General features: G+C 72.0%; 19 protein-coding genes. 12 read left to right on the top strand and 7 right to left on the bottom strand.

The window, feature by feature from the left end; genetic code table 11:
* Positions 1-22: 22 nt before the first annotated feature.
* The 5 genes from BKD30_RS10765 to BKD30_RS10745 all read right to left on the bottom strand — a co-directional run bounded on the left by BKD30_RS10765 (position 23) and on the right by BKD30_RS10745 (position 6,209).
* The gene (locus BKD30_RS10765) at positions 23-1,819 is read right to left on the bottom strand and encodes an ABC-F family ATP-binding cassette domain-containing protein (protein ID WP_076704558.1); all 1,797 of its coding nucleotides are present in this window, start codon (positions 1,817-1,819) and stop codon (positions 23-25) included.
* A 51-nt stretch (positions 1,820-1,870) separates the two neighbouring features.
* Positions 1,871-2,869, bottom strand: coding sequence for a 4-(cytidine 5'-diphospho)-2-C-methyl-D-erythritol kinase (locus tag BKD30_RS10760; protein ID WP_076704557.1), 999 nt, complete (start codon positions 2,867-2,869; stop codon positions 1,871-1,873).
* A 2-nt stretch (positions 2,870-2,871) separates the two neighbouring features.
* Positions 2,872-3,753, bottom strand: coding sequence for a 16S rRNA (adenine(1518)-N(6)/adenine(1519)-N(6))-dimethyltransferase RsmA (gene rsmA / locus BKD30_RS10755; protein ID WP_076704556.1), 882 nt, complete (start codon positions 3,751-3,753; stop codon positions 2,872-2,874).
* Positions 3,754-3,757: 4 nt separating this feature from the next.
* Positions 3,758-4,990, bottom strand: a complete 1,233-nt coding sequence (locus BKD30_RS10750) for a ubiquitin-like domain-containing protein (protein ID WP_076704555.1) — start codon at positions 4,988-4,990, stop codon at positions 3,758-3,760.
* A 181-nt stretch (positions 4,991-5,171) separates the two neighbouring features.
* A complete protein-coding gene (locus BKD30_RS10745) occupies positions 5,172-6,209 on the bottom strand; it encodes a TatD family hydrolase (protein WP_083956322.1) in 1,038 nt (345 codons plus the stop codon).
* Between the two features lie 102 nt (positions 6,210-6,311).
* Between BKD30_RS10745 and BKD30_RS10740 the strand changes: the two genes are divergently transcribed.
* The 3 genes from BKD30_RS10740 to BKD30_RS10730 are packed head-to-tail and all read left to right on the top strand — an operon-like array spanning position 6,312 to position 11,542.
* Entirely contained in the window at positions 6,312-7,298 is a 987-nt protein-coding gene (locus BKD30_RS10740; protein ID WP_076704553.1) for an AAA family ATPase, read from the top strand.
* Positions 7,299-7,331: 33 nt separating this feature from the next.
* The gene (locus BKD30_RS10735) at positions 7,332-9,023 is read left to right on the top strand and encodes a DUF58 domain-containing protein (protein WP_076704552.1); all 1,692 of its coding nucleotides are present in this window, start codon (positions 7,332-7,334) and stop codon (positions 9,021-9,023) included.
* Positions 9,020-11,542 carry a transglutaminase family protein gene (locus BKD30_RS10730; protein WP_083956319.1) on the top strand — a complete coding sequence of 841 codons (2,523 nt, stop codon included), beginning with the start codon at positions 9,020-9,022 and terminating at the stop codon, positions 11,540-11,542. Before BKD30_RS10735 ends, BKD30_RS10730 begins: the two co-directional genes overlap by 4 nt.
* On the opposite strand, the gene BKD30_RS10725 is transcribed toward BKD30_RS10730, so the two are convergent.
* Together BKD30_RS10725 and rsmI are read right to left on the bottom strand one after the other, a co-directional pair.
* Positions 11,514-13,004, bottom strand: a complete 1,491-nt coding sequence (locus BKD30_RS10725) for an NAD-dependent succinate-semialdehyde dehydrogenase (RefSeq protein WP_076704548.1) — start codon at positions 13,002-13,004, stop codon at positions 11,514-11,516. The genes BKD30_RS10730 and BKD30_RS10725 overlap by 29 nt on opposite strands.
* A gap of 152 nt (positions 13,005-13,156) precedes the next feature.
* Positions 13,157-14,029, bottom strand: coding sequence for a 16S rRNA (cytidine(1402)-2'-O)-methyltransferase (rsmI, locus tag BKD30_RS10720; RefSeq protein ID WP_076704546.1), 873 nt, complete (start codon positions 14,027-14,029; stop codon positions 13,157-13,159).
* A 284-nt stretch (positions 14,030-14,313) separates the two neighbouring features.
* On the opposite strand from rsmI, the gene BKD30_RS10715 reads away from it, so the two are divergent.
* The 9 genes from BKD30_RS10715 to BKD30_RS10675 all read left to right on the top strand — a co-directional run bounded on the left by BKD30_RS10715 (position 14,314) and on the right by BKD30_RS10675 (position 24,389).
* Positions 14,314-16,065 carry a dolichyl-phosphate-mannose--protein mannosyltransferase gene (locus tag BKD30_RS10715; protein WP_076704545.1) on the top strand — a complete coding sequence of 584 codons (1,752 nt, stop codon included), beginning with the start codon at positions 14,314-14,316 and terminating at the stop codon, positions 16,063-16,065.
* A 16-nt stretch (positions 16,066-16,081) separates the two neighbouring features.
* Positions 16,082-17,968, top strand: coding sequence for an AMP-dependent synthetase/ligase (locus BKD30_RS10710; RefSeq protein ID WP_076704543.1), 1,887 nt, complete (start codon positions 16,082-16,084; stop codon positions 17,966-17,968).
* A 385-nt stretch (positions 17,969-18,353) separates the two neighbouring features.
* Positions 18,354-19,154, top strand: coding sequence for an ABC transporter ATP-binding protein (locus BKD30_RS10705; protein ID WP_218189298.1), 801 nt, complete (start codon positions 18,354-18,356; stop codon positions 19,152-19,154).
* Between the two features lie 23 nt (positions 19,155-19,177).
* Positions 19,178-19,819 (top strand): heme exporter protein CcmB, encoded by a 642-nt coding sequence (locus BKD30_RS10700; RefSeq protein ID WP_218189297.1) that lies wholly within the window; start codon positions 19,178-19,180, stop codon positions 19,817-19,819.
* Positions 19,819-20,562 carry a cytochrome c biogenesis protein CcsA gene (ccsA, locus tag BKD30_RS10695; protein WP_143588161.1) on the top strand — a complete coding sequence of 248 codons (744 nt, stop codon included), beginning with the start codon at positions 19,819-19,821 and terminating at the stop codon, positions 20,560-20,562. Before BKD30_RS10700 ends, ccsA begins: the two co-directional genes overlap by 1 nt.
* 111 nt (positions 20,563-20,673) lie before the next feature.
* Positions 20,674-21,093, top strand: coding sequence for a cytochrome c maturation protein CcmE (locus BKD30_RS10690; RefSeq protein ID WP_076704539.1), 420 nt, complete (start codon positions 20,674-20,676; stop codon positions 21,091-21,093).
* Positions 21,090-23,075, top strand: a complete 1,986-nt coding sequence (locus BKD30_RS10685; RefSeq protein WP_076704537.1) for a heme lyase CcmF/NrfE family subunit — start codon at positions 21,090-21,092, stop codon at positions 23,073-23,075. Before BKD30_RS10690 ends, BKD30_RS10685 begins: the two co-directional genes overlap by 4 nt.
* The gene (locus BKD30_RS10680; protein ID WP_076704535.1) at positions 23,068-23,559 is read left to right on the top strand and encodes a cytochrome c-type biogenesis protein; all 492 of its coding nucleotides are present in this window, start codon (positions 23,068-23,070) and stop codon (positions 23,557-23,559) included. Before BKD30_RS10685 ends, BKD30_RS10680 begins: the two co-directional genes overlap by 8 nt.
* Positions 23,556-24,389 (top strand): tetratricopeptide repeat protein, encoded by an 834-nt coding sequence (locus tag BKD30_RS10675; RefSeq protein ID WP_076704534.1) that lies wholly within the window; start codon positions 23,556-23,558, stop codon positions 24,387-24,389. Before BKD30_RS10680 ends, BKD30_RS10675 begins: the two co-directional genes overlap by 4 nt.
* Positions 24,390-24,422: the final 33 nt, after the last annotated feature.

Here is a 24,422-nt window from a genome sequence, read left to right as displayed (position 1 = left end):
CCGTGGAGATCCCGTCGATGTGTCACTCGAGCTGTTCGGAGAGCTCCAACCAGCGTTCCTCCAACCCGGCGGTCTCCGCCTCGGCGGCTCGGAGCTCGTCCTGGAGCCGGGCCAGGCCGGCGAAGTCACTCTGGTCGTGTGCGGCCATCCGCGCGTGGATCCCGGTCACGCGCTCGGCGATGCGCTCGAGCCTGCGTTGCGTCGCCCCGAGCTCCTTGCGGGCCGCGCGTTCGTCGGCACCCGACAGACCCGGCGCACGGGGTCCGGACTCGCCCGTCGACGGTGCGACGTCGGGCCGGGCGTCCTGTGCGGTCCGCAGCCGCAGGTACTCGTCCACCCCGCCGGGCAGGTGCCGCAGCCGGCGGTCCAGGATGGCGTACTGCTGGTCGGTGACCCGTTCGAGGAAGTACCGGTCGTGGCTGACCACGATCAGCGTGCCGGGCCAGGAGTCGAGCAGGTCCTCCATCGCGGCGAGCATGTCGGTGTCCAGGTCGTTGGTCGGTTCGTCCAGGATCAGCACGTTGGGTTGATCGAGCAGGACGAGCAGCAGCTGCAGCCGCCGCTTCTGCCCGCCGGAGAGGTCCTTGACCGGGGTGGAGAGCTGGGCGGAGGCGAAGCCGAGCCGTTCCAGCAGTTGCCCCGGGGTCAGGTCCTGGGCCTTCGAGCCGGAGCCGAGCGTGTACGTGGCACGCAACCGGCCGATGACGACCCGCACCGGATCGGCCAGGTGCTCCTCGAGTTCGTCGAGCCGCTGGGTGAGGGTGGCGACCTTGACCGTCTTGCCGCGTTTGACCCGGCCGGTGGTCGGCTGCACCGCGCCGTCGATCAGGCCCAGCAGCGTCGACTTGCCGGCGCCGTTGACCCCGAGGATCCCGGTCCGTTCCCCCGGTGCGAGCCGCCACTCGACCCGGTGCAGCACTTCCCGCTCGTCGTACGCGACCGAGACGTCGAGGACGTCGACGACGTCCTTGCCGAGCCGGGAGACGGCGAGGGACTGCAGGTCGACCCGGTTGCGGATCTCGGGGACGTCGGCGATCAGCGCGTTGGCCGCGTCGATCCGGAACTTCGGTTTGGCGGTGCGGGCGGGGGCGCCCCGCCGCAGCCAGGCCAGCTCCTTGCGCGCCAGGTTCTGCCGTCGCGCCTCGGTGGCCGCCGCCTGCCGGTCCCGTTCGACGCGCTGCAAGATGTACGCCGCGTAGCCGCCCTCGAAGGGCTCGACGATCCGGTCGTGCACCTCCCAGGTGCGGGTGCACACCTCGTCGAGGAACCACCGGTCGTGGGTGACGACGAGCAGACCGCCGGCGTTGGCCGCCCACCGCCGCTTCAGGTGCCCGGCCAGCCAGGTGATGGCCTCCATGTCGAGGTGGTTGGTGGGTTCGTCCAGGGCGAGGATGTCGTGGTCCCCGCGCAGCAGCCGGGCGAGGGAGACACGCCGGCGCTGACCGCCGGAGAGGGTGCCGAGCCGGGCGTCCCACGGCAGGTCGCCCAGCAGCCCACCGATGACGTCGCGGGTGCGCGCGTCGCCGGCCCATTCGTGCTCGGGGGTGTCGCCGACCACGGCGTGGCCGATCGTCTCGTCGTCGTCGAGCGTGTCGGCCTGGGCCAGCACGCCGATCGTGGTGCCGCCCCGGACCGTCACGCGTCCGCCGTCGGGTTCCAGTCGGCGGGCGAGCATGCCGAGCAGGGACGACTTGCCGTCGCCGTTGCGGCCGACGATGCCGATCCGGTCGCCCTCCTCGACGCCGAGCGTGACGGAGTCGAAGACGACCCGGGTCGGGTACTCGAGGTGAAGGGCCTCGGCCCCCAGCAGATGCGCCATATCCCTTTCAGGGTAGGCGAGGGAGGGTCGCTCCCGAGACCGGGCCCGCGCTCAGGTGCCGGCGCGGGAGAGGATCTGGGCGCCGGCCACCGGACCGGTCACCGGGACCGCGTCCAGGCCCCGGTGACCCAGGCTGGTCGCGACGGCGTCGGCGTCGTCCTCGTCGGCGCACAGCAGTGCGAGGGTCGGCCCGGACCCGGAGACGATGCCGGCGAGCGCCCCGGCGGCCAGGCCCTCGGCGAGCACCGGCCGCAGCCGGGGGGCGAGGGTGAGGGCGGGTTCCTGCAGGTCGTTGCGCAGCACCGCGGCCAGGCGGTGCGGGTCCCCGGCGCGCAGCGCGTGCAGCACCTCGGCCGGTGGGGCGGGGACGGGGATGTGTTCGGGTCCCGGGCCGCCGGCGACGGCCTGCCGGTGCTCGTCGAGGGCGGCGTAGGTGCGCGGGGTGGAGATGCCGAAGCCGGCGGTGAGCAGCACCCAGTGGAACGGCACCGGGGCGAGGGCCGAGGTCAGTTCGGTGCCGGTGCCCAGGCCCACGGCGACGCCACCGAGCAGCGCGAACGGGACGTCGGCGCCGAGCTGTTCACCGAGCCGGGCGAGCGCCCGGGTGCCCAGCGCGGTGCCGAGCAGCGCGTCGCAGGCGACGAGCGCCGCGGCCGCGTCGGCGGAGCCACCGCCCATGCCGCCGGCCACGGGCACCGCCTTGCTCAGGTGCAGCCGGACGCCACCGTCCCAGTCGGAGGCGGCGAGCACGAGGGCGGCGGCGCGGGCGGCGAGGTTGGTGGCGTCCCGCGGGATCGCGGCGAGCAGGTCGACTCCGCTGTCCAACTGCCGGCGGGCCTGGACGGCGAGGACGCTGCCCGGGGTGAACTCGACGGTCAGCCCGATCCCCGGCTCGTCGGTCGCGGTGGCGGTGACGTGCTCGAGCAGGGACACCGCCTGGTAGACGCTGGCGACCCGGTGGTAGCCGGACGGCAGCAGCGGGCCGACGAGGAAGCAGACGTTGATCTTGCCCGGTGCGCTGACCGTGACCGAGCCGCTGGTCGTGGGCATGGTCAGGGGTCGGTCCGGTGCTGGGCGAGCCGGGCGAACGCGCCGATGTCGAGGGTCTCGCCGCGGGCGGCGGGGTCGATCCCGGCGGCGCGCAGCACCCGCTCGGCGGCCGCGGGTGAGCCGGCCCACCCCGCGAGCGCGGCGCGCAGGGTCTTGCGCCGTTGGGCGAAGGCGGCGTCGACGACGGCGAACACGTCGCCTCGATCCGCCGTGGTGACCGGCGGCCCCTGCCGGACGAAGGACACCAGACCGGAGTTGATCCGCGGCGCGGGCCAGAACACGTTCGCCCCCACGGTGCCGGCCCGGCGCACGTCCGCGTACCAGGCGGCCTTGACCGACGGCACCCCGTAGGTGCGGCTGCCCGGGCCGGCGGCGAGCCGGTCCGCGACCTCCTCCTGGACCATGACGAGGCCGTGCTCGATCGTGGGGACGGTCGCCAGCAGGTGCAGCAGCACGGGCACGGCGACGTTGTAGGGCAGATTGGCGACGAGCGCGGTGGGGTCGCCCGGCAGGTCGGTGACGGTGGCGGCGTCGGCAGTCACCACGGACAGGGCAGACACCCGGTCGGGACGGTGACGGCGCACGGTGTCAGGCAGTTGCCCGGCCAGAACGGGGTCGATCTCGACGGCGACCACCGCGGCCGCGGCGTCGAGCAGCCCGAGGGTGAGCGATCCGAGCCCGGGGCCAACCTCCAGCACGGTCTCCGCGGCGGAGACCTCGGCGGCGGAGACGATCCGGCGGATCGTGTTGGGGTCGATGACGAAGTTCTGGCCGAGCGTCTTGGTGGGCTGCACCCCGGCCCGCTGGGCGAGCCGACGGATCTGTCCCGCTCCCAGAAGACCCGCGGTGGAGCCGGCCGCGGGCACCGGGAGATCAGCGGTCATGCTGTCATCGTAGCGACGCCGCGGCCTCCGTCCCCTCGATGTCGCCGCGCGACGTCGCACCGGTGTCCCGGCCCGGCGGCGGGCTCGTCGGCCGGCTCGTGGGTGGCGGGCTCGTCGGCCGGCTCGTAGGCTTCGGAGCCGGCGGCGGGCTCGTCGGTGGGCTGGTCGGTGGGCTGGTCGGTGACGGACTCGTCGGCCGTGGTTGGCCGGGGACGGGCTGCCGCGGGAGGGAGTACTGTTCGGTCTGCCCGGGAGCCGGCGGGGCCGGTGCGGTGGGAGCGGGTCGCAGCGGCCCGAGACCGCCGAGGCCGGGCCGCGCCGGTGCCGGCCGACCGGGTCGGTCCAACGTGCCGACGGAGACGATGCGGGAGACGGGCTCGCGCACGGTGCGGCTGCCCACGAGCATGCGGTCCCGCGGTTCACCGTTCACCGTTCGCGTGCGGTAGATGCGCACGATCTCCCCGGGCCGGCCTTCGCGCAGCACGGTCGTCTCGCCGGCGAACCGGGTGGGGTCCTGTCGCACCTCGGTGCCGAACGGGATCTGCTCCCGCTGCTCCACCGCCGGGCCGCTGCCGATCCGGGTCACGGTGATCCGCAGGTCAACGGTCGGCACCCGGGTGCCGTCGGGGGCGATCTGATCGCGAGGCCCGAGCCGGATGCCCTGTTCGGTCACGGCCTGCCGGATCGTGGGGGCGGCGGTGCGCACGGTCCGGGTCCGGCCGTCGGCCGCGATGGTGATGCGCTTCGGGGTCGCGATGGCCAGCGGTCGGGGTGCGGTCCGCAGTTCGCGGTCGTCGGGGACGACGGCGCGCGAGCCGTCCGGCAGGTCGAGGAATTCGAGCAACTGTCCCACCGTGCGCAGGAGCGTCGTGATCTGCCGGGGCCGGCCGTCGATGACCAGGTCCAGCCGCATCGCCCGGGTGATCCGGATGGCGTCGTCACTGCCCACCGACCGGTCCTGCGCCGGCTCGACCAGATCACCGGCCCGCACGGTGACCCCCGCCCGCGCCAGCACCTCGCTCACCCGGCTGGCGCCGGTGCGGACGGCGGTGCTGCTCGGCGCGCCGGTGCCGTCGTCGACCGTGATCGTGACGGCACGAGCGGGTGCGGCCACGGCCAGACCGATCGCGCCGACGGCCGCGAGCAGGCCGACGAGAACGGCACCGAGGAGAACGCCGATGAGCCGGCGATTCGTCCGGCGAGGTACCCCCCGACGACGGTGCAGGCGGATGGTCACGATGGTCAGCCCCCGAATTCCTGATGATCCCCCACCGGATATCCACGGAGACGGCGCGGACCCGGCACCGGGACGTCGACCGACCCGCCGCGGGGGCCGGTCCCTCGTCACGACCGTAACCGGGTCGTGACCTGAAAGCCAACCGCACCCCTGCCGGACGCCCGTCGGGGCCGGCCGTCGCTCATGTGGTGCGGCCGACGGGAACGGGCTGCCAGGACCCGTACACGCGTTCGGTGTTCGCCCGCAGGTCGGCGCACAGTTCGGCCAGATCGGCACCGCGCGTTTCCGCCATCGACCGCACCGTGACGGGGATGAGGTAGCTGGCGTTGGGACGACCGCGGTGGGGATGCGGGGTAAGGAACGGGGCGTCGGTCTCCACCAGGACGAGGTCACGACGAGCGATCCGCAGGGCCTCGCGCTGGGGGTCGGCGTTGCCGAAGGAGACGGTGCCGGAGAACGACATGTACCAGCCGCGCTCGTTGCACAGCCGGGCCAGCTCGCCGTCGCCGGAGAAACTGTGGAACACGACGGCGGGAGGCTCCGGCTCCTCCCGCAGGATCGCGACGACGTCGTCGTGCGCGTCCCGGTCGTGGATCTGCAGGGCCTTGCCCAGCCGGCAGGCGAGGTCCAGGTGGCGGCGGAACGAGGCGTGCTGCGGCGCGGCGTCCTCGCGCCGGGTGCGGAAGTAGTCCAGTCCCGTCTCCCCGATCGCGCGGACCCGGGGGTGGCCGGCGAGCGCCTCGATCTCGGCCAGGGCGGTGTCGAGCTCGCCCCGGCCCGCGTAGCGGACGGCGTCGTTGGGGTGGATGGCGACGGCCCCGAGCAGTCGGGGGTCCTGCTCGAGCGCGGCGACCGTGAACCGGGAGGACGCCAGGTCGCAACCGACCTGCACGGCACCGGCGACGCCCACCCGTTCGGCGGCGTCCAGGGCGGCGGCGACCCCCACCTCGACGAGGCCGTCGTGGAAGTCGAGGTGCGTGTGGTTGTCCAGCACGGGCAACGGGAGCGGCTCGGGGGCGGGGGGGTAGGTGAGCCGGCGGGACCGGCCGTTCTCCCCGGTCGACCTGCGCCGTCGTCCGGCGCCGGCCCCGGCACTGTCTTCTCCGGCGCTGTCTTCTCCGTCGCTGTCGACCGGCCCCGTCCCGGCCGTCGGAACCGCCCGGTACTCGGGCGGGGCCTGGTCGGTCGCGGACGGCCGAGGAGCGGAGGAGGAGACCATGGGCCCAGCGTAGCCAGCGGGTGGTTGGGTAGGCTGGACCGATCGCGGCCGTGCACGCCCACCGGGCGGTGCGGGTGCCGCGTCGGGACGAGCGGAGACTTCATGGCGACCAACGCCCACCCCGGCACCGCGGCCGAGTTGACCGAGGCGCCCTTCGCAGCACTGACGACGGCGGTGCTCGACGCGATCGGCACGGTCATCGACGGCAAGGCCGCGGCGGCGCGCACCGCGTTGACGGTGTTGCTCGCCGAAGGCCACCTGTTGCTCGAGGACGTTCCCGGGGTCGGCAAGACCCTGCTGGCCCGCTCGTTGGCGCGCACCGTCGACGCGACGGTCACCCGGATCCAGTTCACCCCGGACCTGCTGCCCTCGGACGTGACCGGGGTGTCCATCTTCGACCAGCGCACCACCGCGTTCGAGTTCCGGCCCGGCCCGGTGTTCGCCCACCTGGTCATCGCCGACGAGATCAACCGGGCTTCGGCGAAGACCCAGTCGGCGATGCTCGAATGCATGGAGGAACGGCAGGTCACCGCCGACGGCGTGACCCATTCCCTGCCCGAACCGTTCATGGTGGTCGCGACGCAGAATCCCCTGGAGATGGAGGGCACCTACGCGCTGCCGGAGGCGCAACGGGACCGGTTCATGGCGCGGGTGGCTCTCGGCTATCCGGACGAGTCCGCCGAGGTGACCATGCTCCGGACCCACCAGGCGGCCTCGCCGCTGGAGGATCTGCGGCCGGTGATCGGTCTGGACGAGGTCGGGTCCCTGATCCGGCAGGTGCGGGCGGTGTACGTCTCCGACGCGGTGCACGCCTACGTGGTGCGGATCGGGACGGCGACGCGGGCGCACGCCGGCCTGGCGCTCGGCGCGAGTCCTCGCGCCCTGCTGCACCTGCTGCGCGCGGCGAAGGCCGAGGCCGCGCTCTCGGGTCGGGACTACGTGCTGCCCGACGACGTCGCTCGGCTGGCGTCGACCGTGCTCGCCCACCGGCTGGTGCCGGTACGGCGGTCGACCGATCCCGACGCCGGGGTGGCGCAGATCCTGGACGCCATCCTCGGGTCCGTGCCGGTCGAGTCGGGCCGCGGCTGAGCCGGCGGGCCCGGCGGACGGGAACGGCACCCCATGTACCGTGACACCACCACACCGGGCTCCCGTGGGGCCGCCGACCGGCACCGGGGCGGGTCGGCAACCGGCCGCGGGCTCGGTCGGCGGCAGAACGGCGCCCGACGAGCGGGTGACGGCCGTGCGGTGCCGTCCACCCGTGCCGCGAACGTCACCGCCTGGCCACTGACCCGTCGCGGCTGGTGTTTCCTCGCGCTCGCGGTGGTGGCCCTGCTGGCCGCCCAGGTGCTGGGCCGGCGGGACCTGCTCTCGGTGGGGATCTTCCTCGCTCTGCTGCCCACCGCCGGCCTGCTCCACCTGCGGTGGTCCCGCCCCGCGCTGACCGCACGCCGCCGGCTTGATCCCGCGCAGGCGGAGGTGGGTCGGCCGGTGCGCGTGCACCTGGCGGTCGACGGCACCGTGCACGGGGGCCGCGCCCTCGCCCAGGAGGACGTCGACCCGGCGCTCGGCAGCCCGTTGGGGTTCCGGGTCCCGGACCCGGGACAGACTCCCGGCGTCGACGGCGACGGCGACGGCGACGGCGACGGCGCGCAGCGGCGGGGCACGGTGCGCGGTCGGTACCGGTACGAGCTGCACCCGACCCGGCGTGGCGTCTACGCCGTCGGCCCGCTGCGACTGCGCCGGCAGGATCCCTTCGGGATGACGGTGCGGCACGTGCTCACCGGCGACCCCGACACGGTCGTCGTCCGGCCCCGGCTGGTCGACCTGCGCGGCGGCCCGGACGAGGGGTGGCGGGACGTGCGCGGGATGAGCCCCGCCGTGCGCACCACCGCCCGCACCGAGGTCGACGTCAGCACCCGCGAGTACCGCCCGGGGGATCCGCTGCGCCGCGTGCACTGGCCGGCCAGCGCCCGGCACGGCTCGCTCATGGTGCGCCAGGAACTGAGCACCACCACCCCGCCGGCGGTCCTGCTGGTCGATGACCGCATCGGCGCGCACCTCTCCCGCACCGGCGCCGCGTTCGCGCCGGGTCCCGGCAGTGGGAACCTGGTGACCAGCGACGGGTTCGAGCTGGTGGTCAGTCTCGGCCTCTCCGTCGCCGCCGAGCTGAGCCGGGCGGGCGCGGACGTGCTGGTGCGGAGCGCGGACGGGCGACCGCTGCTGCACACCAGCACCACGGCGGTGGACCCCCGCCAGGATTCCTTCTCCCGCGCCGCGGGGATCGCGGATCTCGCGACCGGACTGGCCGGGCTCTCCCTGCGGGCGGCCGCCCACGAGGGGCAGGAGCCCGGCCGCGCCGGTCACCGGTCGCGTGGTTCGAGGTCCCGGCACCGGACCGGGACCGACGACCCGATCGTGGCCGGCACCACTGCGGCCGGTCCGGTCTTCGACCCGGCGGGGCTGAGGGACCTGCCCCGAGATACAGCCGACGGTGACCTGTTCGTGTTGGCCGGCGAGCTCACCGACGCGGAGACGACCCGGTTGGCCGCTCTGGCCGGCACGGTCGCCGCCGCGTACGTCGTCCTCGTCGTGCCGCGTCCCGACGCGGCGGTCCGCACCCTGGACCGCCTGCGCGACGCTGGGTGGACCGCCGTCGCGGTCGGCCGGCACGAGACGGTCCGCTCCGTGTGGGACGCGTGGACGCGCGAGCGAGCGGCCCGGCCGCGTCACGCCGTCCCCGCCACGCCCGTTCCCGGGTCCACGCCCGGGGTCACCACCACCAGCACCACCGGCAGAGGATCGACCCGATGACCGTTACCGGTACCCGGCCGGCCGGCCCCGAGGCGGCCCCGGACGACGCCCGCAGCCGGGCCCGTCGCGGCCGCCCGGATCTCCGCGGCGCGGTTCCCCCGCTCGTCGTCCTGGTCGCCGTCGGACTCACGCTGCTGCCGGTCACCGGGGTGCTGCTGGGGCAGGCGTGGCTGGTCCCGGTGCTCGTGTGCACCGCCGTCGCGCTGGTGCCGGTCGCCGCGCTGCGTGTGTTCCGGGCACCGGACGGACTGGTGACCGTCACCGGCGCGGTCGTGCTGGTGGCGGCCGTCAGCGCCGTGTACTTCCCGAGCACGACCCTGTTCGGGGTGCTGCCCACGGGAAGCACCCTGGCCGCGGCGGGTGACGCCCTGGCGGCGACCTCCGACCTGGTCCGTACGTCCGCGATCCCGGTCGAGGCCGACACCGGGCTCCTGCTGCTGTTCTCGCTCGCCGCGGGCCTGGTCGGCCTCGTGATCGAGGCCATCACCTTCAGCCTGCGGATGCCGGCGCTCGGTGGGGTGCCCCTGGTGGCGCTGCTGCTGGTGCCGGCGCTGATGCGGCCGGACAGCATCGAGGTGACCGGCTTCGCCGGCGCGGCGGCCGGCTACCTGCTGGTCCTGGCCACCGGGCACGCGTGGGCGCTCCGTCGCGAGGCGCAGGCAGCGGCACCCCTCACCGGTGCGCAGAGAACCGGGGGCGAGCGAGTCGGGGCGGGACAGGGCCCGAAGCGGACCGAGAGCGGTCCGGGGTCCGGTGCCACCGATTCGGCGCCGGCCGGATGGGTCTCGACGGCGATCCTGTGCGTCGTCGTGCTGGTCGCCTCCCTGGCGGTCCCCGCCGCCATCCCCGGTTTCACGGCGGGCATCTTCCCGCACGGCACCCGGCTGCGGCTGGTCGAGCCCGACGACCGCGTCAGTCCCCTGATCCGGCTCGGCGACGACCTGAAAACACCGCAGGCCGGACGGGGCGAAGTGCGGTACTCGACGACCGCGGACGGGCCGGTCTACCTGAGGATGTCGACGATCACGAACCTGGACGGCAGCCAGTGGGGCCCCGACCCGGACCCCCGTTCCTACCAGCCGCTACGCAACACGCTGACCGACGACTCGCCCGGCGCCGCCGGCCGCACCGACTACGCCCGCGTGCTCATCAGCGGTTACGCCATGCCGTGGCTGCCGGTACCGCAGAACTCCCGGTTCATCGGCACCACGGAGGGCAGCTGGGTCGTGAACCCGACGACCGGGGACGTGCGCAGCGCGGACGGGCGCGGCTACCGGTCGGCCGAGTACACCACCCAGATCGTCAGTCCCACCCTGACCCGGCAGGGGCTACTCGACTCGCCCAACCGGGTCCCCGCCTCGATGGCATCCTTCCTGCAGCTGCCCGCGAAGATGCCGGCGGTGATCACCCAGACCGCGGACCGGATCGCCGCCACCACCCCGGACCACTTCGCCCGCGGCCTGGCCATCCAACAGTTCCTGCGTGGCGGGGACTTCACCTACTCCCTCGACGCACCCGGGCGCAAGGGCTACGACGGCACCGGGATCCGGATCGTCGGGGAGTTCCTCACCCAGCGCGAGGGCTACTGCGTGCACTTCGCGTCCACGATGGCGGTACTCGCCCGGGCCATGGGCATTCCGAGCCGGATCGTCGTGGGACTGGCGCCGGGGCGGACGGCGGAGGACCCGGTCGGCGACGTCAACCGGGCGCCGAGCGGTCAGCAATGGCGGACCTTCGCCTCGGACTCCCGGGACGCGCACGCGTGGCCGGAGCTCTGGTTCGAGAACTACGGCTGGGTCCCGTTCGAGCCGACGCCCGGGCGCGGCGTCGTGCCCGCTTACACCATCACCCCCGGCAGCGGCACCACCGCGTCGCCGAACGGCAACGAGGACCCCCGCCGGCAGGCGAACGCACCGGCACCCACCGCGCCGGAGACCCCTCCGGCCACGCCCGCACCGGGCGGCGACCCGGCCGAGGCCACCGCCGCCAGCTCGCCGTGGCCCGCGGGCCTGGCCGCGGGTGTGATCCTGCTGGCGGCGCTCCTGACGGTGCCGGCGCTCATCCGCGTGGCCCGGCGGCGCCGCCGACTGGGCCTCGTGCGCACCGCCGACGACGGGATCGCCGCCCAGGCCGCCTGGCGGGAGGTCGTCGACACGGCCGTCGACGTCGGTCGCGGGCCCGGGGCCCACGAGACCCCCCGTGGTTTCCTCTCCCGGCTCGGGTCACCCTCGGACACGGCGTCGGGCGGGCTGCCGGCGGCGAACCGGGTGGTCACGGCGGTCGAACGGACCCGGTACGGCCCGCCGGTGGCGGCCGGAGCACGGCCGGCCCCCGGCGTCGTCACCGGCTCTCCTGACGGGGGCGACGCCGACACCGGTCGCGTCCGGGCCTCCGACGTGGAGGAACTCCGCGCCGCGCTACGGCGACCGCTGTCCCGGCGGTCCCGCTGGCGTGCGGCGATCGCGCCGCGGTCGCTGTTGCGCCCCGTCGTCAGGCCCGGTCGGCCCAGGGGTCGCTGATACCGACGTACTGGGTGGAGAGGTACTCGGACAGGCCCTCCGGCCCACCCTCGCGGCCCATGCCGGACTGCTTGACGCCGCCGAACGGGGCCGACGCGTTGGAGATGACGCCGGCGTTCAGCCCCAGCAGGCCGACCTCGAGCCGTTCGCCGATCCGCAGGCCACGGCCCAGGTCGCGGGTGAACACGTACGCGGCCAGCCCGTACTCGGTGGCGTTGGCCAGCCGCACGGCCTCGTCCTCGTCGTCGAACACGGTGATCGGCGCGACCGGCCCGAAGATCTCCTCCTGCAGGATCCGGTTGTCCGCGGGCACGTCGGTGAGCACCGTGGGCTGGTAGAAGTAGCCGTCGCCCTCGGCCGGGGCACCCCCCACGAGGGGTTTCGCGCCGGAGCTCACGGCGGCGGACACCAGTTCGTCGACCTTGTCCCGGCTCTTCGCGTCGATCAGCGGGCCGACCGTCGTGGACTCCTCGGTGCCACGGCCCAGGGTGAGGGCCTTCATCTTCCCGGCGAGCGCCGTGCTGAAGGCCTCCGCGACGTCCCGGTGCACGAGGAACCGGTTCGCCGCGGTGCACGCCTCGCCCATGTTCCGCATCTTGGCGGCCATCGCACCGGCGACGGCGGCGTCGACGTCGGCGTCCTCGAACACGAGGAACGGGGCGTTGCCGCCGAGCTCCATCGAGGTGCGCAGCACGTTGTCGGCGGCGTCGGCGAGCAACCGACGGCCGACCGGCGTCGACCCGGTGAAGGAGAGCTTGCGCAGCCTGCTGTCCTTGATCAAGGGGCCGGTGACGTCGCCGGCACGGGTGGTGGGGATGACGTTGAGCACGCCCGCCGGCAGGCCGGCGTCGAGCAGCACCTGCGCGAACAGCTGGGAGGTCAGCGGGGTGAGATTGGCCGGCTTGAGGACCATGGTGCAGCCGGCCGCGATGGCGGGCGCGACCTTGCGGGTGGCCATCGCGAGGGGGAAGTTCCAGGGGGTGATCAGCAGGCAGGGCCCGACCGGCTTCTTCACGGTCAGCACCCGCAACGTGCCCTCCGGCGAGGCGGAGTAGCGGCCGAAGGCGCGCACCGCCTCCTCGGAGAACCAGCGCAGGAACTCCGCACCGTAGGTGACCTCGCCCTTCGACTCGGCCAGCGGCTTGCCCATCTCGAGGGTCATCAGCAGGGCGAACTCGTCCGCGCGGGCGGTGACCGCGTCGAAGGCGCGGCGGAGGATGTCACTGCGTTCCCGCGGCGCGGTGCGGGCCCAGCTCTCCTGCGCCGCGACGGCGGCGTCGAGGGCGGCCTTGCCGTCCTCGGGACCCGCGTCGGCGAGGGCCAGCAGGGTGCGGCCGGTGGCGGGGTCCTCGACGTCGAAGGTCGCACCGCCGGTGGCGTCCCGCCACCGGCCGCCGATCAGCAGTCCGGTGGGAACTCGGTCGAGGAGCTCCTTCTCACGTTCGGCGATGGTGGCGACCACGGCACTCTCCTTCGATGTCCGGCTCGGGTGGTGTCCGACCGACGGCGACGCGGCCGCGGTCGTCGGCCCCACGCTACGGGCGGCACCGGGGCCTGTCCATGTGCATCCGGTCGGGTCGGACGGGGTCGGCTGGTGCGGGTGCACGATCAGGGTCAGGGCCGGCGCAGGGCCGCCTCGTACAGGTCCCGGCGGCTCAGCCCGGTGCTCGCCGCGACCTGCGCCGCCGCATCCTTCAGGCGTGTTCCGCTCGCACGCAGCGCGGTCACCTCGGCGAGCGCGTCGTCCAGAGACACCGCCGGAGCGGGCGGGGCGCCGGCGACGACGACGACGATCTCCCCGCGCGGCGGGTCCTGCCGGGTGCCGGTCAGCAGGGCCGTCACGGACCCGCGCCGGATCTCCTCGTGCAGCTTGGTCAGCTCCCGGGCCAGGGCCGCCTCCCGGCCCGGGCCGAACGCCTCAGCCAGGGCCGCGAGCATCGCCTCCACCCGGTGCGGGGCCTCGAAGAAGACCATCGTTCGCGGTTCGGTCGCCAGCTCGGCCAACCGGGTGGCGCGCTCTCCCGACTTCCGTGGCAGGAAACCCTCGAAGCAGAACCGGTCGGTGGGCAGGCCCGACAGGGCGAGGGCGGCGAGCACGGCGGACGGACCGGGGGCGACGGTGACCGGCACGTCCTCCCGCACGGCCGCACTGACCAGCCGGAACCCGGGATCGGAGACGGCGGGCATGCCGGCGTCGGTGACGATCAGGACGGTGGCGCCCGACCGTGCCGCCTCGAGCAGCTCGGGGGTGCGGCTGGCCTCGTTGTGCTCGTGGTAGCTCGTCACCGTGCCGGTGACCGTGACGCCGAGACCCTGCAGCAGCCGGTGCAGGCGGCGGGTGTCCTCCGCGGCGACGACGTCGGCGGTCGCGAGCAGGTCACGGAGCCGTTCGCTCGCGTCGGACAGGTTGCCGATCGGCGTCGCCGCCAGGACGATGCCGCCGCCGACGCTCCCCGCGGCGCCGCCGGTCGCCTCACGCTGCTCCACATTCTCGAGGCTACCCGCGCGGGGGGCGTCGCCCCCGTTCGGCGCACCGGGGCCGGGTCGCCGGGGTCGCCGCCGTTCATTGCGCCGCCGGGCCGATGGAGTACCGGTGCGCGCCCCATCGCCGGTGGGACAGTTCCTCCCGACGAGGCGGTGTCCAGGGCCGCCCGATCGGTAGAAACTGTCCCACTGGGCGTTCGTACGGCCGCCGGTCGCGTGTGCCGGAGCAGCCCGACACTCGCCGTCACGCCGGGAACCGCACAGGGACGGGCCCGTAGCATGGACGGGTGAGCCACCCCGCGAGCCCGACCGAGACCGATCCGGCGTCGACTCGTTCCGCGGTTCGCGGCTCGTCGCAGGACCAGGATCGCGACTCCCGGCGCGGCGTTCGAACCCGGGGCAACCCCCGGCGCCTGGTGCTGCCGCCGAGCGAGGCCCTGACGTATGCGGCACTGAAGTGGCGTCTGATCGGTTCCCCGACGGACGCCGGCTCGGCCGGTCCCGGGAGGGTCGGGTGGCTGCTGATCGCCGTCGCTGCCGTCCTCGGCGGCCTGCTCCGGTTCGTGCGACTGGCTGAACCGCGGGCCCTGGTGTTCGACGAGACGTACTACGTCAAGGACGCCTACTCGATGCTGCAGAGCGGCTACGAACGGAACTGGCCGGAGAACGCGAACGACGCGTTCGTCGCCGGCCGTCCCCAGCCGCTGAGCACCCCGCTGTACGTCGTGCACCCACCGCTCGGCAAATGGCTGATCGCGTTCGGCATGTGGCTGTTCGGCACCGACAACGGGTTCGGCTGGCGGTTCAGCGCCGCGGCGATCGGCACGCTCAGCGTCGTGCTGATCGGCGTCGCCGCCTGGCTGCTGTTCCGGTCGCGGGTCCTGGCGGGATTCGCCGCACTGTTGCTGGCCGTGGACGGCCACCACCTGGTGCTCTCCCGGACGGGGCTGCTGGACATCTTCCTCTCCTTCTTCCTCCTCGCCGCCTTCGTCGCCCTGCTCCTGGACCGGGACGACGGGCGACGGCGGCTGGCGCGGCGACTCTCGGACACGGCCGCCGCGAGTCTCGGTACCGTCACCTCCGCTCGTCCCGCCCTGCTCGAGACCGGGCCGTTCCTGGGCCTGCGGCCGTGGCGGTTGCTCGCCGGCGTGCTGCTGGGCCTCGCCCTGGGCACCAAGTGGTCGGCGCTGTCCTTCATCGCCGTCTTCGGTCTGATGACGGTGCTGTGGGACATGAACGCCCGCCGGCTCGCCGGGATCGTGCACTGGGCCCGCGCCGGGATCGTCAAGGACGGGTTGCTCGCCTTCGTCGCGATCGTCCCCGTCGGCCTCGTCACCTACCTGTTCGCCTGGACCGGCTGGTTCCTCTCGGGCGACGCCTGGGGCCGGCAGTGGGCGCAGCAGAACCCCTCGGCGACGTGGGGCTGGATCCCGTCCTCCCTGCGTTCGCTGTGGAACTACCATGTGACGGCGTACCAGTTCCATCGGGGCCTGACCACGGAGCACCCCTATGAGGCGAGCCCCTGGACCTGGCTCGTGATGGGCCGGCCGACGTCGTTCTACTACCAGTCGCCCACCGGCCCGGTGGCGGGCTGCGAGGTGCAGAAGTGCTCGTCGGCGATCCTGTCCGTCGGCAACCCCCTGATCTGGTGGGCGGCGGCCCTGGCCCTGATCGGCCTGCTGTTCTGGTGGATCGGGCGGCGTGACTGGCGTGCCGGCGCCATCCTGGCGGGCGTGGCTGCCGGTTACCTGCCGTGGTTCCTCTACCCGGACCGGACCACCTTCTTCTTCTACGCCCTCTCCTTCGAACCGTTCCTCGTCCTCGGCCTCACCATGGTCGCCGGGGCCGTGCTCGGGTCCGCGCGAACCGCCGACGACCGCGGCGTTCGGGTCGCCCGCCGCCGGTGGGGCATAGTGGTGGTCGGGGTGTTCGTGGCGACCGTGCTGCTGCTCAGCGCGTTCTTCCTGCCGGTCTGGACGGCCGAGGTGATCCCCTACGAGCAATGGCGGCTGCGGATGTGGATGCCCAGCTGGATCTGAAAGCGAGCGTGTACGGGTGAGCCACCCCTTCAAGGAAGCGAGCACGGAGCTCCTGGTCACGGTGGATCGCCAGTCGAACACCACGGACCTGCTGGCACAGCTGGCGCAGCGCAGTCCGTGGGCACCCCTGTACGCGGTCCGGTCCGGGGACGGATGGACCGACGTGACCGCCGGAGCCTTCGAGGATCAGGTCAAGGTCCTCGCCCGCGGGCTGATCGCCTCCGGCCTCAAACCGTCCGACCCGGTGGCCGTGTTCTCCCCCACCAGCTACGAGTGGACCCTGGTCGACTTCGCCATCTGGTATGCCGGCGGCGTCACGGTTCCCGTCTACGAGACCTCCGCGCCCACGCAGATCGCCTGGATCCTCCGGGACTCCGGGGCGCGCCACGTGTTCGTCGCCGACGGCGGTCGGCGTCGGGCGGTGCAGGCCGCCGCCGAGGAGGCCGGCTCCAGCCCGAGTATCTGGCTGATGTCCGACGCCGGGTACGGGCCGGACTTCTCGGACCTGCGTCTGCTCGGCGAGCCGGTAGCCGACGCGTTGCTGGAGGCGCACCGGTCCAGCAACACCCTGGACACGCCCGCGTCGCTGGTCTACACGTCCGGCACGACCGGCCGGCCCAAGGGCTGCATCATCACCCACGGCAACTTCACGGTCCTGGCCCGCAACACCATCCCCGTGCTGCCCGAGGTGATCGGCGAGAACGCCAGGACCCTGATATTCCTGCCGCTGGCACACGTCCTGGCCCGCGCGGTGCAGGTGATGTGCCTGGTTGGCAGGGTGCAGGTCGGGCACGTGAGCGACACCGGCACCCTGCTGCGCGACCTCGAGACGTTCGCTCCCACCTTCTTGCTGGGCGTGCCGCGGATCTTCGAGAAGATCTTCTCCGCGACCCAACGCCGGGCCGAGAACGCGGGCCTGGGCAAGCCGTTCGCCGCGGCGGTGGGCACCGCCGTGCGGTGGTCGGAGTTGGAGCAGGAGCGGGCCTGGTACCGCGGACCGGCGTCCGCGATGCCGGTGATCCCGCTGCGGCTCCGGGCGGCGCACGCCCTGTTCGACCGACTGTTCTACGGCCGGCTGCGCGCGACGCTCGGCGGCTCGCTGACCTACGCCATCTGCGGGGCGAGCGCTCTCGACCCCCAGCTGACCCACTTCTTCCGCGGAGCCGGGATCACCGTGCTGGAAGGCTACGGCCTGACCGAGACGACGGCCCCGGCAGCGGTGAACGTGCCCACCAGCACCAAGGTCGGTACGGTGGGGATCCCCTTGCCGGGCACCACGGTGCGGATCGCCGACGACGGCGAGGTGCTGATCCGCGGCGTCGGCGTCTTCGCCGGTTACCACGGCGAACAGGAGGACGACGCCGCGCATCCCCGGGACGGCCTCGCACCGCCGCGGCCCGGGGACGGCTTCCTGCGCACCGGGGACGTCGGTCGGCTCGACGACGACGGGTTCCTCTCCGTCACCGGTCGGCTCAAGGACCTGATCGTCACCGCCGGCGGGAAGAACGTGGCACCGGGCCCGCTCGAGGAGGTGCTGCGCCGAGACCCGCTGATCGACCAGGCCGTCGTCGTCGGCGACAAGCGGAGCTACGTCACTGCCCTGCTGACCCTCGACGAGGAGGAACTCACCCTGTTCGCATCGCGGCACGGACTCGGGGTCCTGACCCGCGCCGAGGCGGCAACCGACCCGCGGGTCCGGGAGCACCTGCAGCACGCGGTCGAGGCGGCCAACGCCCAGGTCTCCCGCGCCGAGGGGATCCGCAGGTTCGCCGTGCTGGACGCGGAGCTCTCCCTGGAGTCCGGGCACCTGAGCGAGAATCTGAAGGTCAAGCGGCACGCGGTCGTGGCGGACTTCGCCGCCGCGATCGACGACCTGTACGCGCCGGAGACCGCGTCCGCCTGACCGGTCGCCTCCCCGCGAAGGTGGGTCCCGCCCCGGGCGCCGATGCAGCCCGAGAAGCGACGAAGACCCGCCACCGTGATCCCGTGGCGGGTCTTCCGTCGTTGCTCCTGACGCCGCGCGACGGTCAGCCGGCGAGCGGCTCCTCCTGACGACCAGGGTTTCGTCGATGATGGAGCCCCGCCACCGGCCCGGTCCTCAGCGCCTCGAGCGTCTGGTGGTCCAGCTTCCGGCCGTCATCCGAGCGCACACCCGAGGGACGCAGAAAAAGCAGCCGAAGCCGACCCACTTATGCACCGACGAAGTAACGTGACGGACCCCATGAATGACCGAGGTTAGCAACGAGGCGATATCGAAGGTAGGATCAGCTGTGCTGACACCGTGCTCGATGCAGCACTTCCCTAGCGATGGAATCCAGATGATAACACCTGATCTTCGGGGGACAGACGGGAGTTCCGGTATTACCCTGCTGGCCGAGGAATTACCGGAACGCTCGTCGGCGTCCGCCATCGCTGGACGGGAGGGCGCGGACCGCGGCCCCGAGCTGATCGCCTTCACCAAGGTGTCGCTGGATGTGTACAGGGCCCCCGTGCTGCGTGACCTCGACTGGCGCCTGGCCGCCGGTAACGCAGTGGGAATCGTGGGAGCGAACGGGGCCGGCAAGACCACGCTGCTGCACCTGGCGGCGAGCGCCTACCGGCCGGCGAGCGGCACTGCACTCGTGCTCGGGGCTGATCTCGCCGGCCCGCCCCCGTCCGAAGTTCGGCGGGCCATCTGCCTGATCGGGCATCATTCCGCCCTGTATCCGCAGCTGAGCCTGGCGGAGAACCTGCGTTTCATCGCCGAGCTTCACGGCCGGCCGCCGTCGATGGCGGATGCGGCCCTCCAGGCGGTGGGGCTGGCGCGAGCTGCCGACCGACAGGTGGGCCGCTGCTCCCAAGGCATGGTCAAGCGCGCCGAGCTCGCCCGCGCCGTGATCAGCCAGCCAACGCTGCTCCTGCTCGATGAACCCCATGCAGGGCTGGACCCTGAGGCACGAGAACTCGTGGACTTCCTCATCTCCGGTGTGCGGGAGCGCGCCGGCGCGGCAGTGGTGGTCTCGCACGATCGGGAACTGCTGGCACCGCTGGTCGATGAGGTGCTCGAGCTGCGCGATGGGCGCCTTTCACCGGTACCGGGCTTCGGATGATCGCTCCGGTCAGGATGTGCGCCGTGATCGCACGCAATAGCCTGCTCGTCGAGCGGCGTTCCGGCGAGACGCTGCTCGTGATTGCGCCATTCGGTGCGGTCGCCCTGCTGATCATCCCGATCGCGGTGGGCACCGACGTGCCGCTGCTGCGCCAGGTCGGGCCGGGCATGTACTGGGTCGTGCTTCTGCTGTTCGGAGTGCTCGTCATTCTGCGGCAGAGCGCACTGCGGTCTCCCGCACAGTCCCTGGTCCTCCTGCTGGCGGGCGTACCCGGGCCCATCCAGCTCCTGGGCAGCGCCGTGGCCACGAGCCTGCTGGTGCTGGGTCTCGGCGTCGTGCTCGCACCGGTGGCCGTGATGCTCTACGATCCGATCCTCTCCGGTTGGCCGTGGCTGTTGGCGTTCCTGCCGGCCGTCGCGGTCGGTCTGGGAATGCTCGGCGTGGTCGGGGAAGCACTGGTGCGTCGGCTGAGCATGCGCAGCTCACTCGGTCCGCTGCTCATCGTGCCCCTGGCGCTGCCGCTCTTGCTCAGCGCGAGCCAGAGCATGGAGGCGACAGCCTCCGGGCGCTCCGCGCTGCCGTGGCTGCTGTTGATCACGGTCGTCGACCTGAGTCTGTTTCTGGCCGTGCTGTTCGCCGGCCGCCTGCTTGAGGAGGCTCCCTGATGGTTCGCTCGAAGGTGTTGACCCGCCGGATCCTTCCGGTGTCCGCAGTGGTGACGGGATGCGCGGGTCTGGTGGCCGCACTGCTCGCCCCTCCGGACCGGGTCCAGGGAAACCTGCAGAAGTTGATGTACGTCCACGTACCGTCGGCCTGGCTTGCCTATGCCGCGTTCGGACTGACCCTGGTCGCCAGTGTCGGGTGGCTGTGGCGACGCCGAGAGGTCTATGACCGGCTTGCAGCGGCATCCGCTGAACTGGGCGTCTTTTTCACCGGCCTGACCGTCGTGCTGGGCTCGATCTGGGGTAAGCCGGTGTGGGGCGTGTGGTGGACCTGGGATGCCCGGCTGGTGACGACGGCACTGTTGTTCTTCATCTACCTCGGCTATCTGGCCCTCCGCAGGGCCATACCGGATCCCGCTGACCGCGCCCGGCGCTCAGCGGTGTTCGGGATCGTCGCCTTCGGCATGGTTCCGATCGTGCACTTCTCCGTGCTGTGGTGGCGCACCCTCCACCAGCCCCCCACCGTGCTCCGCCCGGGGGACCCCACCATCGACCACATCATGCTGATCGTGCTCGGGATCAACCTGCTCGGCTTCACCCTGATCGGGCTGTGGCTGCTCCTGCAACGGATGAACCTGGGTGCCGGGCAGGAAGCGCTGGAACAGTCGGTGGTCGCACGTGACCGCGCCCTGGCCGGAGCATCGATAGAACCACCGCAATTGAAAGGATCGAAGATCAGTGGCTGAATGGTCGTGGGTAATCCTGGGATTTGCAGTGACCTACGGGTCGCTCATCGGGTACTTCGTGATCCTGCACCGGCGTCGAATCACGGCTCGGCGCCAGTTGAAAGCACTGAAATGAAGTACCGCACCATCGTGATCCCGGTGATCGGGGTGATCGGGGTGCTCACGGGCTCCCTGCTCTTCGGTAACCTCAATCAGAACCTCGTGTATTACTTGGTCCCCTCGGAAGCGGTGGCGCAGAGCAGCGACCGCGGACCCGACCAGCGCTTCCGTCTCGGCGGCCTGGTGCAGAAGGGCAGCGTGGTCCGGACGCAGGGCACAGTCAAGTTCACCCTCACCGACGCGAAGGCCACCGTGCCCGTGGTTTACAAGGGTGTGCCGGGACAGTTGTTCGCCGCTGGCATCGGGGCGGTCGTGGAGGGTCAGTGGCGCGGCGACACCTTCTACGCTGACACGATGCTCGTCAAGCACGACCAGAATTACCGGGTCGGGGAGCCTGATTCCGCCAGTTCACCCGGTGAGGTGACACCATGACCGCGGTCGTCGGCTGGACCGCGGTCGTGCTCGCGTTCGCTGGTTCCATGTCGCTGGTCGTGCTCGGCGCTCGGGCATTCCGCCGCCCGGACGGCCCGGTACGCCGGGCACAGCTGAAGTTAGCGGTGGGCGCGATGGTGATCGGATCCGTCGTCGCCTTCGGTGCACTCCAGTTCGCCCTGCTGACCAACGACTTCTCCGTGTCGTACGTGGCGGAGAACTCCGCCCGCGCAACCCCCGTGCTGTTCAAGATCTCGACTGCTTGGTCGGCGTTGTCCGGGAGCATCCTGCTCTGGACGCTCGTCCTGGTCGGATACACCGTCGCGACTTTCAGACGGGTCCGCGAACTCGATGACCGGCTCGGCACCGGAGCACTAGCCGTGATGGGACTGGTCGCCACGTTCTTCTTCGGGCTCGTCGCAACCGTGGCGAACCCCTTCGGTATCATTGCCAATCCGCCGGCGGACGGACCGGGGCCGAACCCGATCCTGCAGAACCACTTCATGGTGCTCATCCATCCGCCGATGCTCTACCTCGGACTGGTCGGATTCACCGTGCCGTTCGCCTTCGCGATGTCGGCCCTCGTGCTGAAGCAGGGCGGCGTCGACTGGCTGCGCCGCACCCGCCGCTCCAACCTGGTGGCGTGGACCTTCCTCACGGGAGGTCTCGTCTTCGGAGCCTGGTGGTCCTATGAGGTACTGGGGTGGGGTGGCTACTGGGCGTGGGACCCCGTGGAGAACGCTGCCCTCATCCCCTGGCTGCTCGCCACCGCCTTCATCCACTCGGCAGCCCTCCAGATCAAACGGGGAATGCTGCAGGCGTGGAACTTCGTGCTGGTGCTGGCGACGTTCTCGATGACGATCCTCGCGACCTTGCTCACCAGGTCATCCGTCATCTCTTCCGTTCACAGCTTCACCCAGTCCGGCGTGGGGCCGGCACTGCTGGGTTTCCTCATCCTGGTGATCGGTGGCGGCTTCACGCTGTTTGCGCTCCGCGGCGAGCAGCTCGCCTCGAACCGCCGCCCGGAGTCCGTGCTCAGCCGGGAGGGGGCGTTCCTGACCAACAATGTGATCCTCAGTGTGTTCGCCTTTGTCGTGGTGCTCGGCACCCTGTACCCGATCGTCGTAGAGGCGTTCAACGGCGCCCAGGTCTCGGTGGGCCGGCCGTTCTTCGACCGGATGGCGGTGCCGCTTTCGTTCGCGCTGCTCCTGGCGATGGGGATCGGACCGTTCATGCCCTACCGCAGGGCCGGCGCTTCAGTGATGTGGCGTCGTCTGAGCGTTCCGCTGCTGATCGCCTGCCTGGTGACCGCGGCCCTCGTGGTCGCGGGTCTACGCGAACTGCCCGTCGTCGTCGTGGTGACCCTCGTGATGCTGATCATCGGCGGCAGCGTGCAGGAGTTGATCCGTACCACTCCCGCGCTTCGACCGGCCTCGGTGTTCCGGATGCTCTACCGACGCCGCGGCTACTGGGGAGGCCAGCTGGCCCACCTGGGAGTGGCGCTCCTGGCACTGGGCATCGCGAGCTCCGGGACACTGGCGGATCGCACCAGCGTGACGCTCAAATCCGGTGACACGGCCACCTTCGCCGGCTACACCCTCAGATCCGAGGGCACCTCCGCGCGAGAGGGAGCCGGCCGCAGCGCCACCGTTGCCCGGATCGTGTTCGAAGCCGACGGGAAGACGGTGTACGTTGCCGAGCCGGCCCTGACCAAGTTCAACAATCAGGCGCAGGCGGTGGCCACGCCGGCCGTGTGGAGTACTTCGACGCGGGACATCTACGTCGCCCTCTCGAGCGTCGAAGCCGGCAGCGTCGGGCTGAGCCTCTACCGTTACCCGTTCATGTGGCTGCTGTGGGCGGGCGGTTTGCTGGTGATGGTCGGCGGCCTGTGGGCACTCGGTCTCCCGCGGCTGCGCAGACAGGCGCCGGATGCCGTGCGGCCGCAGGAAGACGACGTGGCTGAGGTCGACGTTCATGCTTAGAGGCCGCTTCCGGTGGCGCGGGGGTGCGGTGATCGCGGCGGCTATTGCCGCGCTGCTCACCGTGATCGTCGTCGGCCTGCTTGTTGCCCAGCCGACGACCGCAGACCGGGCCTACACACTGGAGCAGCGACTGAGGTGCCCGACGTGCAAGAGCGTTGCGATCTCCGAGTCACCGTCCCAGACGGCCGCCAGTATGCGCCAGATCGTTGCGGACCAGGTGGCGGCCGGCCGCAGCGACGAGCAGATCATTGCGTATTTCACCGAGCGGTATGGCCAGTGGGTCCTCCTGGACCCGCCCCCTGCGGGCGCGGGTCTGCTGTTGTGGCTGCTCCCGCTGGTCGCCGCCGCGGTCGGGGTCGTCGTGCTGCTCACCCGGCGCCGGAGACCGCCCGATGAGGCGGCGGATCTGCCCGAGCCGGAGCGCCGCGTCCTCGAGGCAGCGCTCCGAGAGTACCGATCGCGTGCGGAGGACGACGAACCGTGAATGCACGACGACTGGAACTGGAAAACGACAGGGACCAGGCATTGCGAGACCTGCTGGAGCTGGATCGGCAGGCCGCGGAGGGCGAATTGGAGCCGGCTGTCGAAGCACGATTGCGTCGCGGTTACCAGCGGGAGGCGGCTGCTGCGATCGCGGCGCTGGAACACGCCGAGCGGAAGGAGCCAGAGCTCGCGACGGTTCCGGCTCGATCCAGACGTGGCCTGCGCCAGCCCAGGGTCCTGCTTTACGCACTCGGGCTTATCGCGGTGGTGGCGGCAGGCGTCTTGCTTCCCGGCTATGTGCTCGACCGACCCCAGGGCGGGTTCGTCAGCGGCAACGAGCCGCTGCAGAGCCAAGGAGCACCAACCGCCGCGCCGGGTGCTCCCGAGGTCACGGGGCGCAACCTTGCGAATGTGACCGACAAAGAGATGGAAGCCGTCGTCCAGGCGAACCCGGATGTGCTCGGAATGCGCCTCGCCCTGGCCAACCGCTACATGGAGAAGGGCCGCTACGATCTTGCCGCGGCACACTACCGGAAGATGCTTGAGCAGGACCCGGCGAACGCAGAGGCCAAAGCGCACATCGGCTGGCTGATGCTCAAGGTGGGCAAGCCCGACCGGGCCGCCCAGCTGGTGGACGACGCGCTTGCCGCCGATCCGTCGCTCGTGGATGCGCTATGGTTCAAGGCGAATGTCCGGCTGTACGGGTTCAACGATGCGACGGGAGCGATCAAGGTTCTGGACCAGATGAGTTCGAGGGCGGATGTCTCCGCCGAGGTGCGTACCCAGATCACGCAATTGCGGGCGCTCGCGTCCCGGAAATCGGAAGGTTGAGGCCGATTGGCGCCGGTACCGGGCCAGGGTCGG

This window comes from Tersicoccus phoenicis, assembly GCF_001968835.1.
Classification (GTDB): Bacteria; Actinomycetota; Actinomycetes; order Actinomycetales; family Micrococcaceae; genus Tersicoccus; species Tersicoccus phoenicis.
Note: the sequence above shows the minus strand (reverse complement) of the source record. Positions and strands in the feature narration are given on the sequence as shown.

Coding starts and splice junctions, on each gene's coding strand:
- BKD30_RS10765 (WP_076704558.1), bottom strand. CDS start 1,819: ATGGCGCATCTGCTGGGGGCCGAGGCCCTTCACCTCGAGTACCCGACC.
- BKD30_RS10760 (WP_076704557.1), bottom strand. CDS start 2,869: ATGCCCACGACCAGCGGCTCGGTCACGGTCAGCGCACCGGGCAAGATC.
- rsmA (WP_076704556.1), bottom strand. CDS start 3,753: ATGACCGCTGATCTCCCGGTGCCCGCGGCCGGCTCCACCGCGGGTCTT.
- BKD30_RS10745 (WP_083956322.1), bottom strand. CDS start 6,209: ATGGTCTCCTCCTCCGCTCCTCGGCCGTCCGCGACCGACCAGGCCCCG.
- BKD30_RS10740 (WP_076704553.1), top strand. CDS start 6,312: ATGGCGACCAACGCCCACCCCGGCACCGCGGCCGAGTTGACCGAGGCG.
- BKD30_RS10735 (WP_076704552.1), top strand. CDS start 7,332: ATGTACCGTGACACCACCACACCGGGCTCCCGTGGGGCCGCCGACCGG.
- BKD30_RS10730 (WP_083956319.1), top strand. CDS start 9,020: ATGACCGTTACCGGTACCCGGCCGGCCGGCCCCGAGGCGGCCCCGGAC.
- BKD30_RS10705 (WP_218189298.1), top strand. CDS start 18,354: ATGCAGCACTTCCCTAGCGATGGAATCCAGATGATAACACCTGATCTT.
- ccsA (WP_143588161.1), top strand. CDS start 19,819: ATGGTTCGCTCGAAGGTGTTGACCCGCCGGATCCTTCCGGTGTCCGCA.
- BKD30_RS10690 (WP_076704539.1), top strand. CDS start 20,674: ATGAAGTACCGCACCATCGTGATCCCGGTGATCGGGGTGATCGGGGTG.
- BKD30_RS10685 (WP_076704537.1), top strand. CDS start 21,090: ATGACCGCGGTCGTCGGCTGGACCGCGGTCGTGCTCGCGTTCGCTGGT.
- BKD30_RS10680 (WP_076704535.1), top strand. CDS start 23,068: ATGCTTAGAGGCCGCTTCCGGTGGCGCGGGGGTGCGGTGATCGCGGCG.